We start from the raw sequence: 13,566 nt of genomic DNA on the forward strand, positions 1-13,566 counted from the left end.
GGCCTGCACCCGCGGCCAAGGCAGAGGCTGCTTGCGGTTCGGATTGCATGGAGCTTTCGCTGAAACCTTGCGCAGGCGCTGATTGAATTTATCTTTCCCCGGCAGGGGAAAGACATGCCACTCGAAGGCCGAGCGCAGCAATGGCCCGAGCATGGCTCCCACCCCTTGAGGCCGTGCCGAGGAGCGCAGGGCAAGGGGCGGGCAAGAGCACTGAAAGATGCTCTTGCTTCGTGAACTAGCTTGCGGCAGTTGTTTGAGGGTAGAGAGCGAAGCGAACGAAGCGAGTTCTGCCGCACCGCCCCTTGACCGAGCACCGGAGGGTGCCCGCAGCGCAGCGCAGGGACACGGACTTGGGGTCGCCTTTCTTTTGCCTACTTTTCTTTGGCGAAGCAAAGAACAAGTAGGTGCGTCGCCGGGCGCAATTCCCGGCCTCCGACCTAAAGAAAAGAGCAGAAGGTAATTAGCAACGGCAGCGCTTAATCAACCGCCGCTTGCCCTCACCCCAGCCCTCTCCCCAGGGGGGAGAGGGAGTTAAAACGCCGGCGCGTAAGACCTTCAAAGGGCAGGCTTGGACCCTATTCCAAGAACTTAACCCCCGTCCCTTCCGCATCCATATACCCCCAAGTAGTAAACCCAATCCCGCTCTTATAAATCACATTGACCACCGCATCCGCCCCAATAGCAACCGCCTTTTCCTTCAGAACCTCATCCGCCTGATCCTTCGTGGGATCTTTGTGAAAAACCGTCAATTTCTTGACGCTCACCTCAATCAGCCCGATTTCCGCGTATTTCTTGCCAGGCAACGAGTCTTCTGAAATCTGGACCTTGTTGCGAGCGGTCTTGACGGCAGCTGCTTTCTGAGCTGCGCTACCGGCAGCATTGGTGCCGGTGCTCACCGCCGCACTGGTATCCGATGGATCCGAGGGAATATTGGAATCGGTGCGGTAAGCGCAACCAGTGGTCAGCGCAACAACGATCAAAGCGCTGAGAAGGGGGAATTTAAACTTTTTCATCTATCCGTTTTTCGTAATCATGCAATTCTCATGATTAAAAGTAGTAAAAAGAATTCATTTTACGATAATGGAGAATGAACTCTTCCCCACGGACAGGAAGAGGGCGCTTGTTCAGCCCTCTGGGTCTTCTGGCATCGCCTCGTCGTCGCGACGGTTGAACAGGGCCCAAAAAGCCATGAACATCGCTGCGATGGTGGGGCCAATCACAAAGCCGTTGATACCGAAGAGTGACATGCCTCCAATGGTGCTCACCAGCACCAGGTAATCGGGCATCTTGGTATCTTTGCCCACCAGCAAAGGCCGCAACACGTTGTCCGAAAGGCCGATGGCCAGCACGCCCCACAAAACCAGACCAATGCCTGGCCAGACCGAGCCAGTGGAAATCAGGTAGATGGCTACGGGAGCCCAGACCAAGGCAGCACCAATGGCCGGAAGCAGCGACAGCAAGGCCATCACCACCCCCCAGAACACGGCAGCGTGGATACCCAAGGCCCAAAAGGCCAATCCGCCCAGTGCACCTTGAGCCAACGCAACCAGGACATTGCCTTTGACGGTGGCTCGAATCACGGTGGCGAATTTGGAAAGCAGGTAGCGGGTATGTTCGCGCTCCAGGGGCACCGAGTCGCGCACCAGCTTCGACAGGTCTCGGCCATCACGGAGCAGGAAGAACAGCAAATACATCATGATCACAAAGCTGACCAGGAAGTCGAAGGTGTTCTGACCAATGGCCAAGGCATTGGAGGCCAACATCTGGCCGCCTTGGGCCAGGCCGCTGGAGACACGGTCTAGCACGCCCTGCAGGTTGGACAAGCCAAAGCGATCCAGCCAGTCGAGCAGCCAATTAGGCAGCGCGCTCAGGATCTGCTGAAAATACGAACGGAAATTAATTTCCCCGGCTTTGATGCGCTGCGTCACGCCCGTCACCTCTGTGATCAGGGTAGATGTGATCAGCGCCATCGGCAAGATGACGATCACCAGGCAGGCCATCAGTGTGATCAGCGCTGCCGTATTGCTACGTCCTCGCAGCTTGACGCACAGGCGCTGGTAGATGGGGTCGAACATCAGAGCCAGCGTCATGGCCCAGAACACGGCGCCAAAGAAAGGCATCAACACCCACCCGAAAGCGATTGTGATCAAAGCCAGGAGCAGCAGGAAAACAATGCGTTGCAAAGCAGGGGTATTCATAGCGGAGCGACTATAACCTGAGGAGATGCCCGGGGATAGACGCAAGCAACGCGATGGGCGGTCACAATCGGGTAACTCCCCGAGCTCCGGATTATTCAAACCATGCCCAGCCCTACCGCCACGCCCGTCCCTGCTCCCGAGACCCTGGTCGTGCATTCCAAATCACGCGTGCTTGAACTGGCCTGGCCGGACGGCGCGCACTTTCGCATTCCCTTTGAGCTGATGCGCGTGTATTCGCCTTCCGCCGAAGTGAAGGGCCACGGACCGGGGCAAGAGGTCTTGCAGACTGGAAAGCGCGAGGTCACGATCACCGGATTGGAGCCCGTAGGCAATTACGCCGTGCAACCAGCGTTTTCAGATGGTCACAACACCGGTATCTTCACATGGGAATATCTATACTTTCTGGGTTCGCGCCAGGACGAGTTGTGGCGCGACTACGAAGAACGCCTGGTCACGGCGGGCACGGATCGTGACGCCCCGATGGGCCAGCAGACCGGCGGCGCATGTGGGCATCATTGAGCCAGCGCGGTATCGTCAAATCTTCCAGACTTAACTAATTGCATCCTATTTAGTATGGCTACCACCCATTTCGGCTACGAAGACGTTGATGAGCGAGACAAGGCACGTCGCGTGCGCGGCGTATTTGACTCCGTAGCCTCTCGTTACGACCTGATGAACGATCTGATGTCCGGGGGCTTGCACCGTGTGTGGAAGGCCTATACCGTGACTGTGGCCAACGTCAAAGAAGGGCATCGTGTGCTGGATATCGCCGGCGGCACGGGTGACTTGGCGCTGGCGTTCGCGAAAAAAGCAGGTGCCAGTGGCCAGGTGGTGCATACGGACATCAACGAAGCCATGCTGCGCACGGGGCGCGATCGCCTGCTGGATGCTGGCGTGATCCTCCCCACCACCGTGTGCGATGCAGAAAAACTGCCTTTCCCCGACGGATATTTTGATGTGGTCAGCGTCGCTTTTGGGCTGCGGAACATGACGCACAAGGATGCTGCACTGCGCGAAATGGCCCGCGTCCTCAAAATTGGCGGCAAGCTTTTGGTGCTCGAGTTCTCGCGTGTGGCCGCACCGTTGCAAAAAGCCTACGATCTGTACTCATTCAAGGTGCTTCCGCGCCTGGGAAAACTGGTGGCAGGAGACGACGCCAGTTACCGGTATTTGGCCGAATCCATTCGCATGCACCCTAATCAGGCGGAACTAAAAGCGCTAATGAAGGTCAATGGGTTTGGACACGTGGATTATCACAACATGACTGCTGGGGTTGTTTCCCTACACGTTGGCCTCAAATGCGGGTAGTCTTTGGGTGATCCGGCTACAAAAATTTAACTTCTAGGAGATACGACCACATGAACCTGTCTGCCATTGTTTCGCGCCTCTGTACCTTGCTTTTGGCAGTGGTCATGGTTGGCGCTTTCACATTCGACGCCGAGGCGCGCCGTATGGGCGGTGGAAAGTCCATGGGCCGCCAATCCAGTAACGTCACTCAGCGTGATGCATCGCCGCCAGCGGCTGCACCCAATACGCCAAGCCAAACTGCCGCAGCGGGCGCCGCCGGTACCGCTGGTGCAGCAGCTGCTGCCACCCGCAAGCCATGGGGCGCCATGCTGGGCGGTCTCGCCGCCGGCTTGGGACTCGCGTGGCTGGCGAGTTCGCTCGGCCTCGGCGCTGCTTTTGGCAACATTTTGCTGATCGTACTGCTGGGTGTTGCCGCCGTGGTGGTATTCAACATGCTGCGCCGCCGCTCGGCCGGCAACGCTTCCAGCCCCTTGGCCTATCAAGGTGCCGGAGCGGCCAATCCGGTCACGCCGCGTCAGTACAGCCCTGAAAAAGTTGGCAATGATGCGTCTGCCCGCCCTTGGGAGGGCCAGACCGCCAGCTTCAATACGGGTGCTGCCGGTGCGGCGTCTGGTGTGGCTGGTGGCTCCATGATTGGGGCAGGGCTCGCGGGTTCGCAAAACTGGGGTGTTCCTGCTGATTTTGATATTGCAGGTTTCACCGCCGCTGCCAAGCGCAATTTCATCAGCCTGCAAGACGCCTGGGATCGCTCTGATATTGCGGCTCTGCGCGCCATGATGACCGATGACATGCTGACTGAAATCCAGAGCCAATTGGCCGAGCGTGAACGCACCGCCCCTGGTCAAACCAACCAGACCGAAGTCGTCATGCTGGAAGCCCAACTGCTCGGAATCGAGGAAGTTGATGACGCTTACATGGCGAGCGTGGAGTTCAGCGGCATGATCCGCGAAGACCTCTCCGCCGGTCCTAGCCCGTTCCGTGAAGTTTGGAACATGACGAAATCACGTACTGGCCGGGGTGGTTGGCTGGTGGCTGGAGTGCAGGCACTCCAGTGATGAGAAACTGAGCGATCAGCCCTGCTTCAGGCGCCGAAGGGCGACTAAGTAGCAGGGTCTGACCCTTCACTGCTCACCACTCGACCGATAATGGGGACTATGGCAACACAGTCCCCATTTTCATTGCTGGCCGAAGCCTTCAGCAAGCTCACCGAAAAACTGTCGGCACCTACTTGGCTGGTAGAAGAGATGCAGCACCGTTCAGTGCTGTTTTTGAACCATGTGCTGATGCAGGAGCCAGAGGCTCAGGCCCGCCTTCTAAAACAACAAGGTCGCGTGGTTCGTCTGCAGTGGCGAGATCTGGCGATGCAGTTGTCCGCCACACCTGCAGGGCTCTTGGAGCTAGCCCCTGAAGCCACGCCCGATCTGCTGCTCACCGTAACGGATGCTTCCCCTTTGACATTGGCGCAGGGTGTCTTGCGTGGTGAAAGACCGGCAGTGCGCATTGAAGGCGACGTGCAATTCGCAGCTGAAGTCAATTGGCTGGTCGACAACGTCCGCTGGGACGCCGAGGAAGATCTCGCGCGTTTCATAGGCGATGCACCCGCCCATACGATTGCCAACGTGGCGCGCAGCGCAGCCGCCAGTTTGAGGCAGTTCGTAGGCAAGGCTACTTCGGGGCCCTCTGCGCCCGGTTCAGGCTCAGGCTCTTTTGGCGGTAAGGCTGATTCATGAGGAGCGTGCTGCGGGCCACCACCATCGCTTGGGTGGCGCTGCGTTATGGGCTGGATGAACTGGTCCTCACCAGTTTCCAAAAACCCTGGCTGCGCCTGATCGCCCGTTTCGCTTCAATTGGGCGGGATCTCTCAGCGCCGCGCGGGCAACGTTTGCGAGAGGCGCTTGAACGTCTGGGGCCTATCTTCGTCAAGTTTGGGCAGGTGCTCTCCACCCGGCGCGATTTGCTCGCCACCGATATCGCGGAAGAGTTGGCCCTTTTGCAGGATCGCGTGCCGCCCTTTCCAGCTGAAGTGGCTGTCGCCACGATAGAGCGTGCTTTTCGCCAGCCCATAGACAAGATATTCGTCAGTTTTGAGAGAGAGCCGGTAGCCAGTGCATCGATTGCCCAGGTGCACTTTGCTGTCCTCCGCGATGCCAGTGGGAGGGAGCGTGAGGTCGCCGTCAAGGTGCTGCGTCCTGGCATGCAGAAGGTGATCGAGAAGGATCTGAATCTGATCGGCACCATGGCAGCGTGGATAGAAAATATCTCCGCCGACGGAAAGCGCTTGAAGCCCCGCGAGGTGGTCGCGGAGTTTGACAAGTACCTCCACGACGAGTTGGACCTCGTGCGCGAGGCCGCGAGTGCCGCTCAGCTCAGGCGCAACATGGCTGGCCTGGACCTGGTCATGATCCCTGAGATTTTTTGGGATTACTGTCGGCCGGACGTCATGGTGATGGAACGCATGAAAGGCATTCCTATTGGCCAGGTCGAACGCTTGCGAGCGGCCGGCGTGGACATTCCGAAGCTGGCGCGCGATGGGGTCACGATCTTCTTTACCCAGGTCTTTCGCGACGGCTTCTTCCATGCCGACATGCACCCGGGCAACATCATGGTGAGCGTGGAGCCAGCGACCTTCGGGCGCTACATCTCGCTTGATTTCGGCATCGTCGGCACTCTCACGCAATACGACAAGGAATACCTTGCCCAGAACTTCACCGCGTTCTTCAGGCGAGATTACAAACGCGTGGCCGAGCTGCACCTGGAAAGTGGCTGGGTTCCCCCGGGCACCAGGGTGGACGAGCTGGAAGCGGCCATCCGCAGCGTGTGTGAGCCCTACTTCGATAGGCCGTTGAAAGAAATTTCGCTCGGCATGGTGCTTATGCGCCTGTTCCAGACATCGCGTCGCTTTCAAGTGGTGATTCAACCGCAGCTTGTTCTATTGCAGAAAACCTTGCTGAATGTGGAAGGCCTGGGACGCCAGCTTGATCCCGACCTCGATCTCTGGCACACCGCCAAGCCGTTTCTTGAGAAATGGATGCTTGATCAGATCGGGCCCAAGCGTCTGTGGCGGGAAATCCGGGACCAAGCGCCGTATCTGGCCAAGATGCTGCCGGAAATGCCACGCTTGCTGCACGGCTACCTTTCGCAAAGGCCCAGTGATGGCCTGAAGCGCGAGTTGCTCGCCCTGGTGGCCGAGCAGCAGCGCACCAATAGCCTTCTCAAGGTGATCGCGCTAGCCTTCCTTGGCTTCCTGCTGGCGTTGGTGGCGGCTTTCGTATTTGTCCGAATGAACTGGTTCTAGGGGCCTGCTTGGTGCCTACTGGCAGCAAGTGGGTATCAGCCGGGCGCCTGGCCCAGTTTCGCCACCAGAAAATCCACCATCACCCTCACTTTGGCGGGCGGGTGGCGATTCGCCGGCCAAACCGCATAGATGCCACCCAGCTCGTGTGTGGGGTGATCCAGCGTCAACGCGACCAGCTCGCCCTTGGCTATGGAAGCGTCCAGGATAAAGGTGGGGTGATAAATCAGACCCTGGCCGCCCAGGGCGGCGGCCAATAGCGCTTCACCACTGTTGGCGCGAAGATTGCCCTGTACGGCTTGGGTGATGCTTCCATCGGCGCCAAATCGCCACTGCGCGGGCGTATTGGTGATGGACAGTGTGTAACCCAGGCAGTTGTGATGCGCCAGATCAGCCACAGTTTTTGGAGCACCATGGCGTTTGAGATAGGAGGGCGAGGCGCACAGGATCATGCGGCAATCGCCCAGCCGGCGAGCCTGCAAGGTATCGTCGTGCAGATGCCCAATGCGTACCGCCATATCCCAGCGCTCGCTCACCAGGTCTACCGGTGCGTCTGTCATGCCCAGCTCCAGGCTGACCGCCGGATGAGCCTCACTGAACGCCGGAATGAGCGGGGCGATGTGGCGCATCCCGTATGAATGAGGCATGTTCAGCCGCAGCACGCCCGTGGCGCGCGTTCGCTGGGCGGTGGCGGCTGCGTCGGCGTCATCCACATCGTCCAGAATGCGCAGCGCAGCTTCAAGATAGGCTTCGCCTGCCTCGGTCAGCACAAGCTTGCGCGTAGAACGGTGCAGCAGCTTTACGCCCAGGCGTGCCTCCAGCGCATCCACGTGCTTGGTGGCCATGGAGGGTGACATGTCCAGGGCACGCGCCGCACTTGAAAGCGTGCCAGACTGAGCAGCCAGGGTGAACACGCGCATGCTGTTCAATCTATCCACGGCAAGCCTTTCATTTCGTACTCCAGGTTAAAACTGATTGGCGATTCTGGCCCTTTGAAAAGCAGCCGTCAAAGCGCAAACTTGAAGCCATCATGAATACCACCTCCGCCTCAACTGCATCTGCACTCCGGATGCCCGCCTTCTACATCCCCCACGGAGCCGGGCCTTGCTTCTTCATGGACTGGAATCCAGCTGACGCCTGGGACAAAACCGCTGGTTTCCTGCGCAGCATCCCTGGCAGCTTGCCAGCGCCGCCCAAAGCCATCTTGCTGGTCACGGCCCACTGGCTGGCGCCAGAGGTCACACTGACCGGCGCGGCGCAGCCAGGCATGTTGTTTGATTACTACGGTTTTCCTCCGCATACTTACGAACTACGTTACCCCGCCCCCGGTGCACCCGCACTGGCCGAGCGTGTGCGAGGCTTGCTGGCTGGCGCTCATATTGCCTCCTCAGTGGATGCGGAGCGAGGCTACGACCACGGCACCTTCATTCCGCTCAAAGTGGCTTTTCCAGACGCCGATGTGCCCGTGCTGCAAGTCTCGCTCCTGGGCAGCCTCGACGCAGGGGCCCACGTCAACTATGGCCGTGCGCTGGCGCCGCTCCGCGATGAAGGCGTACTGATTATTGGCAGTGGCATGAGTTACCACAACATGCGCGGCTATGGAGACCCGCGCTCCACACCAATCAGCGCCGAGTTCGATCGTTGGTTGACGGACACTGTGGGGCTGCCAGCGCAGGAGCGCAATGACCGGTTGAGCCACTGGGATACAGCCAGCGGCCCGGCGGGTCGCCTGTCTCATCCAGCGCGCGCCGAAGAGCATCTGCTGCCTCTGCATGTGGTGGCCGGCGCCGCAGGGGAGGGCTCAGGGCGCAAGGTGTTTTCTGACGAAGTAATGCGCACTGTGATCTCCGCCTTCAGATTTGATTGACACCACACTTGGTGGGCCGGCCATCCGGGCTGTGAGGGGTTTTGAAGAGGCCCCTAGGAGGCTGTCGGACTTGGAAATCGCCGGCTGCAAATGGGCCGCAGCGGTCCATTTTTCACGGTCTTTTTGACCCATAGCTAGGCTATGGGCCTGCAAATCCCGTGAAAACTGTCCTCGCTGGGGCCCATTTTCGCTATCGGCGCTCCAAGTCCGACAGCCTCCTAGGCTGGTGAGCATAGTGAGAATACTTTTGAATTAATTTAAAAGTATCAATTTTCGATACTGGTCAGGCTCTGGAAGACAACTTGCCATGTTGAGGGCCCTTCCGTGACGGAGCAGGTCGCACACTCCGCGCCCATGCTCAATCTAATACCTGAACCATTGGCGCGGCCCGTACGGAGCCGCCTCCTGCCTCTTGCATCAATTGCGCTTCAGAGGCTGTTTCGCTTTCGAACCTCTCTGATGTGCGCAGGCGCCGTATTCATGGCGGCCAGTACCCCTGCTTGGGCTCAAAGCACTACATCCACGGCAATCTCTTTGCTGCCGGTCATTTCGGTGGTTGTTCCCGCTTCTCTTGCCGGCGCCGTATTGAGCAAGCTGGCGGAAGTGCCCGCCGCTCTGGCGGTGAGCGGCGCTGTGCTCACAGTAAAAGCTGTGCAGGCATCAGCGCAAGGCACGGTGTATTTACTGGAACGCGCCGGCGATGGCGCCACGGCCAGTGTGCTCATGACCACAGGCGTGCTTGGCGGCGCATCAGCCATTGCGGGCACTGCCTTGGTAGTGACCGTGATTGCCAGCGGAGCAATATTGTCCGCGGGTGGGGAGGCGATTGCATTCGTCCCCAATTCCGCTGGACAGGCCTTGCTCTACAGCGAGCGACTGATCTAAGCGGCTGATGAAATACTCTTCATCTTTGCGAGCGGGCCTTGCTGTCTTCGTGCTCGCTTTGGGCTGCAGCGGCGCCCATGCGGGGCGTGTGTGTACAGCGGCCAAACCCAGCGCGGAGCTCATTGGTCGTAGCTTGAATCTGGCGCAGCGTACTGCCAATTCCCTTGAGAAGGCTTACGCGGAGGGCGGCACACGTGTCGTGCTGCTGGCACGCGCAGGGCAGGATCTCACGCGTTACCATCAAACTTGGTCCCACGTGGCCTGGGCCTACCGCCTGCCTGAGGGCGGGTGGCAGCTGGTGCACAAGCTGAACGAGTGCGGAACCGATCGTTCCATGCTCATGCGCCAAGGGTTGGGTGATTTCTTTCTGGACGACCTGTGGCGTTATGAGGCCGCCTGGCATACAGTTCCGCACGCTTGGCAAGACGAACTATGGAATGTGCTGCAAGACAAGGCGCGCGTGGCTGCGCTGCACGAGCCGCTCTACAGCATGGTCAGCTACGCCTGGGGCACGCGCTATCAGCAATCCAATCAATGGGCCATTGAAACGCTGGCACTTGCTGCAGAGCCGGGCGTGCTGACTCGGCAGCAGGCACAGGGGTGGCTTCGGTTGAGGGATTACAGGCCTGATACCCTGCAAATTCGCGCACTCACTAGGTTGGGTGGCAGGGCGACCACCGCCAAAGTGGCTTTTGACGATCATCCCAACGCACAGCGGTTTTCCGACCGCATTGAAACCGTGACGGCCGACTCCATGCTGGCTTGGCTGGAACGCCTGGCTCCAGGAGGGTTGAGAAGAGTCGGTAGCTGATCTGGCCTGCTGCAGATGCATTTGATTCGCTCACGATCCTGTCAGCGTATGGAATGTGTCCAGATTTCCGTTAGCCTTGGCGGCGGATATGGCCGGCAGCCGATCATCAAAGCGCGCGTAAGGATCTGCGCCGAGCGCCATCAGGGCTTGGATCACGTCGCGGCGATTGGCGTGTACGGCAGCCGCCAATGCGCGGTTGAGATGCTCCGTATAGTCTGCCTGCCGCGGTTCTGGCGTACACCAATCCTCTCGCGAAATTGGCAAATTTCCTGGTTCGCCCCTGAGCTCTACTCTGGCGTTTAATCTCGGTGCCTGCCCGACGTGAGCTGGTGAGCCGCTGCTTTCGTTGGCGCCAGCTTCGTTGCCCTGGGGCGTTGACTGCAGCTGTTCCAGCATCGCGCGAACTGCTGGGCTCGCCTCCCACTTCTCGGGGTTCTCGTCTGTGGTGATCTCTGTGTACACCCTTTCTTGATGAAGCTCACTCAGCAGACCCAGCACGATGGGGATTGGAGCTGTCCTAGCCGCGAATTCCAGCAGGGTGAGAGGCCCCACGTGGGAGAGTCCTTCGCCAGAGGCATCCTCGTTCTTAACGAAAGCATCGCCGCGGGTATCCAGCGCTGAGATCAGCAGTGTGGTGATTTGGTGGTGCCCAGCCTCAAGCGCGTACACCAGCTGCTGAGTGAGGCCCGCACGGCTTATAGGCGTGAGCGGCCATAGACCCAATAATTTCAAGTCGTTCTGGAAGGCTGTGACACTGGGGGCGATGAGCGCATCCACGACATGCCAGCATTTTTTCTCAATCGCCGTCTGCAGGCTGGGGAGGGAAGTGTGGCCGTAGGACTCCACATTGAACTGCGCGCCGCATTTCAGCAAGAAGTCCATGACCTCGAAATTTCCTGCGTGCACCGCATGTCTCAGAGCTGTATGGCCGTTCCGATCTTCGGCGTTGAGGTCGGCTCCATTTTTCAGAAGCGTTTCGGCCAATTCCAGATGCTTCGTATGGCATGCCCACATCAGCGGGGTGTGGTCAAACTTGTCGCGGATGTCGATATGGGCGCCATTTTCCAGAAGAAGATTCATGGCTTCGGCATGCCCGCCCCGGGCTGCCCTCCCCAGCGCAGGCCATCCACCGCTATTGTCATTGACGTCAGCTCCACCCAACAACAACGTCTCAATCACTTCCAACTGATTTCCTTCAGCGGCGCTGGCCAGCGGAGTGCACCCGAATAGATCGAAGATACGGAGGCTGGCGCCGCTTTCTCGCAGGACGTTGACCGCTTCGAGTCCTCCCCACCTGGCGGCCAGCATCAGTGCTGAATGGCCATGAACGTTGCGGGCATCAACGGCGGCGCCAGCTCTGAGCAGGGCTTTCATCACTCCCAGATAATTTCCTTGCGCCGCAAACATGAGTGGGGTGTAGCCCTCTATGTCGACGGTGGCGATATCGGCATGTTCGCTCAGCAGTATGTCTACAGCGGCTGTGAGCCCGCTACTGGCGGCCACCGTCAGTGGTGAATAGCCATCTGTATCGCGGGCGTTGACGTCAGCCTTGGCGTTCAGAAGAATTTTCATCACCTCCCAGTGATCTCCTTCAGCCGCATTCATCAGCGGGGTGCGGCCTTCCGTGTCCGCGATGTCGACACTGGCGCCCGCTTGCAGCAGGAGCTCCACGGCGTCTGCAAACCCTTCATAAGCGGCGGTCGTCAACGCGGTTTGCCCCGACGCTGATTTTGAATCGGGGTGGACGCCGGCCTGGAGCCATGCGCGCATTTCGTCTAGTTTGCCCTCTGAAGCCACGTTGAGCAGCGAGTGGACTGCGTGTTCAGGGAAGACTAAAGCGAAGATTCTGTAGGGGAAGTTGCTGAGGACATTCCAGAGGCTTGCAGGTGCTCCGACGGCAGCGGTCATCAACTGTTGTACGGCGGTGATGGCCGAGGCAACGATTCCTTCACTATCGCTTACTTGCGTGAGGGAGTGGTTGATGTCTTGTGTGCTTTCATCGCGGCCACTTGAGAGCGAGTTGCCCACATCAGTGGCGCCTACGCTGCATCTGCTGGCGGGCGAAGGCGAGAAACCAGGTACCGCAAACCCCAAAGGCAAGGGGGTGGCGTGAGTTGGGCCGTCGATCTGCGCAGGCATCTGGAAGTTCGCTTAGAGTGTGCTGTACAGAGTGAGTCACCCCGCGCGCCCGTGAGTTCCATCTGGAATAGCCTTTGCCACGCGACGGTCAATTCAACTATGCACAGGCCCCCGAATCTCCTGGTTTTTCCGCTGTTACCATTTCTTGGCGCTACAGGCTCAAGAGATGGCGAGGGTCGGGCCCTCGTGTACCCATAAGGCACTCGGATCGATCATGACGTATTTTTTGACGCCCAGGCTCCGGTCAAACGAGCGAATATTTTTCGCCCTTTCCATAGGGGCGTCGGCATGAACGTCGACGCTGCTGTTCTCCAGCTCCAGCTCCAGTTCGAGGATCTGCTGACCTGGGTTCGCTCGGCGCCAGGAGCTGATTTGCAGGTGGTGCTCTCTTTACCGGTGGGCGCTGGCGCGTTGGCTCGTGACGTATTGCGCCATGTACCGCCTCACCCGCTGGAAATCGAACAAGCTATCGAGGTGGTGGAGGATGCGGTCATGCCGCTCCGTGCGCAGCTGCCTGCTTCGCTCCAATTGGTTTGCGCTGATCCACTGCTGCGTGGGCTGGCTGCCGCGGCTCTCGGAGGCCGTGGAGAGTCGGTGACCGACGAGCTTAATGTGGCGGAGCTCCCAAGTGCGCCAATCTGGTGGGATGTGGAGGCGGTCGAACAAGTTTTCAACCGTCTGGTGGCGCGCTCCGAGGGGCGTCCTGCGGCACAGGACAATTTGTCAGTAGACGGTGCGAGCGCCGCGCGTTTAGTGATCGTGCGCGAAATGTTGCACCACTGGGGCCTGAATGGCTTGCTTCTGTCGGTTTGAATCCAGATCAGCATTGTGTTCCTAAGCTTGTTGATGCGCGCTCTTGAATCGGGCGAATCGAGTGGAAAAGGCATACGTGGGCGCGAACAGGCCTCGTCAAATGCTCCAGGTGCATGAGCCGAATACGATCGTTTTAGAGGCGCTGAACGAGAGGTGGCAGGCTCCAGACGGCGCGAGGTCGGCGGCTTTCTCGTCGCTCGGCAATTTTTTAGCGATTTGTCACACTAAAATCCGCGTTTCCCCAAGGCTTCCC

At 59.0% G+C, this 13,566-nt stretch carries 13 protein-coding genes; 9 read left to right on the forward strand and 4 right to left on the reverse strand.

Annotation, left to right across the window (positions count from 1 at the left end):
* Positions 1–575 precede the first annotated feature (575 nt).
* Both G518_RS0114305 and G518_RS0114310 read right to left on the reverse strand, forming a co-directional pair.
* Complete coding sequence (locus G518_RS0114305; protein ID WP_028603138.1) at positions 576–1,013, reverse strand: hypothetical protein; 438 nt, start codon at positions 1,011–1,013, stop codon at positions 576–578.
* 111 nt (positions 1,014–1,124) lie between these two features.
* A complete protein-coding gene (locus G518_RS0114310; RefSeq protein ID WP_028603139.1) occupies positions 1,125–2,198 on the reverse strand; it encodes an AI-2E family transporter in 1,074 nt (357 codons plus the stop codon).
* Positions 2,199–2,300: 102 nt separating this feature from the next.
* On the opposite strand from G518_RS0114310, the gene G518_RS0114315 reads away from it, so the two are divergent.
* The 5 genes from G518_RS0114315 (at position 2,301) to ubiB (ending at position 6,801) form a co-directional block, all read left to right on the forward strand.
* The gene (locus tag G518_RS0114315) at positions 2,301–2,717 is read left to right on the forward strand and encodes a gamma-butyrobetaine hydroxylase family protein (RefSeq protein ID WP_028603140.1); all 417 of its coding nucleotides are present in this window, start codon (positions 2,301–2,303) and stop codon (positions 2,715–2,717) included.
* Between the two features lie 54 nt (positions 2,718–2,771).
* Positions 2,772–3,506, forward strand: a complete 735-nt coding sequence (ubiE, locus tag G518_RS0114320) for a bifunctional demethylmenaquinone methyltransferase/2-methoxy-6-polyprenyl-1,4-benzoquinol methylase UbiE (RefSeq protein ID WP_028603141.1) — start codon at positions 2,772–2,774, stop codon at positions 3,504–3,506.
* A 50-nt stretch (positions 3,507–3,556) separates the two neighbouring features.
* Positions 3,557–4,561 (forward strand): Tim44 domain-containing protein, encoded by a 1,005-nt coding sequence (locus G518_RS0114325; RefSeq protein WP_036594752.1) that lies wholly within the window; start codon positions 3,557–3,559, stop codon positions 4,559–4,561.
* 99 nt (positions 4,562–4,660) lie between these two features.
* Positions 4,661–5,236, forward strand: a complete 576-nt coding sequence (locus tag G518_RS0114330) for a hypothetical protein (RefSeq protein ID WP_028603143.1) — start codon at positions 4,661–4,663, stop codon at positions 5,234–5,236.
* On the forward strand, positions 5,233–6,801 hold the full coding sequence (gene ubiB / locus G518_RS0114335; RefSeq protein ID WP_028603144.1) for a ubiquinone biosynthesis regulatory protein kinase UbiB: 1,569 nt from the start codon (positions 5,233–5,235) through the stop codon (positions 6,799–6,801). Before G518_RS0114330 ends, ubiB begins: the two co-directional genes overlap by 4 nt.
* Before the next feature lie 35 nt (positions 6,802–6,836).
* Here the strand turns inward: ubiB and G518_RS0114340 are convergent, their stop codons facing one another.
* On the reverse strand, positions 6,837–7,736 hold the full coding sequence (locus G518_RS0114340) for a LysR family transcriptional regulator (protein ID WP_028603145.1): 900 nt from the start codon (positions 7,734–7,736) through the stop codon (positions 6,837–6,839).
* Between the two features lie 92 nt (positions 7,737–7,828).
* Between G518_RS0114340 and G518_RS0114345 the strand changes: the two genes are divergently transcribed.
* From G518_RS0114345 to G518_RS0114355, 3 genes are all read left to right on the forward strand, one after another.
* On the forward strand, positions 7,829–8,665 hold the full coding sequence (locus G518_RS0114345; protein WP_028603146.1) for a DODA-type extradiol aromatic ring-opening family dioxygenase: 837 nt from the start codon (positions 7,829–7,831) through the stop codon (positions 8,663–8,665).
* 480 nt (positions 8,666–9,145) lie between these two features.
* Entirely contained in the window at positions 9,146–9,550 is a 405-nt protein-coding gene (locus G518_RS0114350; RefSeq protein WP_245597973.1) for a hypothetical protein, read from the forward strand.
* 7 nt (positions 9,551–9,557) lie between these two features.
* Positions 9,558–10,361 (forward strand): DUF2145 domain-containing protein, encoded by an 804-nt coding sequence (locus G518_RS0114355; RefSeq protein ID WP_156909401.1) that lies wholly within the window; start codon positions 9,558–9,560, stop codon positions 10,359–10,361.
* 30 nt (positions 10,362–10,391) lie between these two features.
* Here the strand turns inward: G518_RS0114355 and G518_RS38480 are convergent, their stop codons facing one another.
* On the reverse strand, positions 10,392–12,500 hold the full coding sequence (locus G518_RS38480) for an ankyrin repeat domain-containing protein (protein WP_028603149.1): 2,109 nt from the start codon (positions 12,498–12,500) through the stop codon (positions 10,392–10,394).
* Positions 12,501–12,788: 288 nt separating this feature from the next.
* Between G518_RS38480 and G518_RS35190 the strand changes: the two genes are divergently transcribed.
* Entirely contained in the window at positions 12,789–13,313 is a 525-nt protein-coding gene (locus tag G518_RS35190; RefSeq protein ID WP_051236679.1) for a hypothetical protein, read from the forward strand.
* Positions 13,314–13,566 lie beyond the last annotated feature (253 nt).

This window comes from Ottowia thiooxydans DSM 14619, assembly GCF_000422885.1.
Classification (GTDB): Bacteria; Pseudomonadota; Gammaproteobacteria; order Burkholderiales; family Burkholderiaceae_C; genus Ottowia; species Ottowia thiooxydans.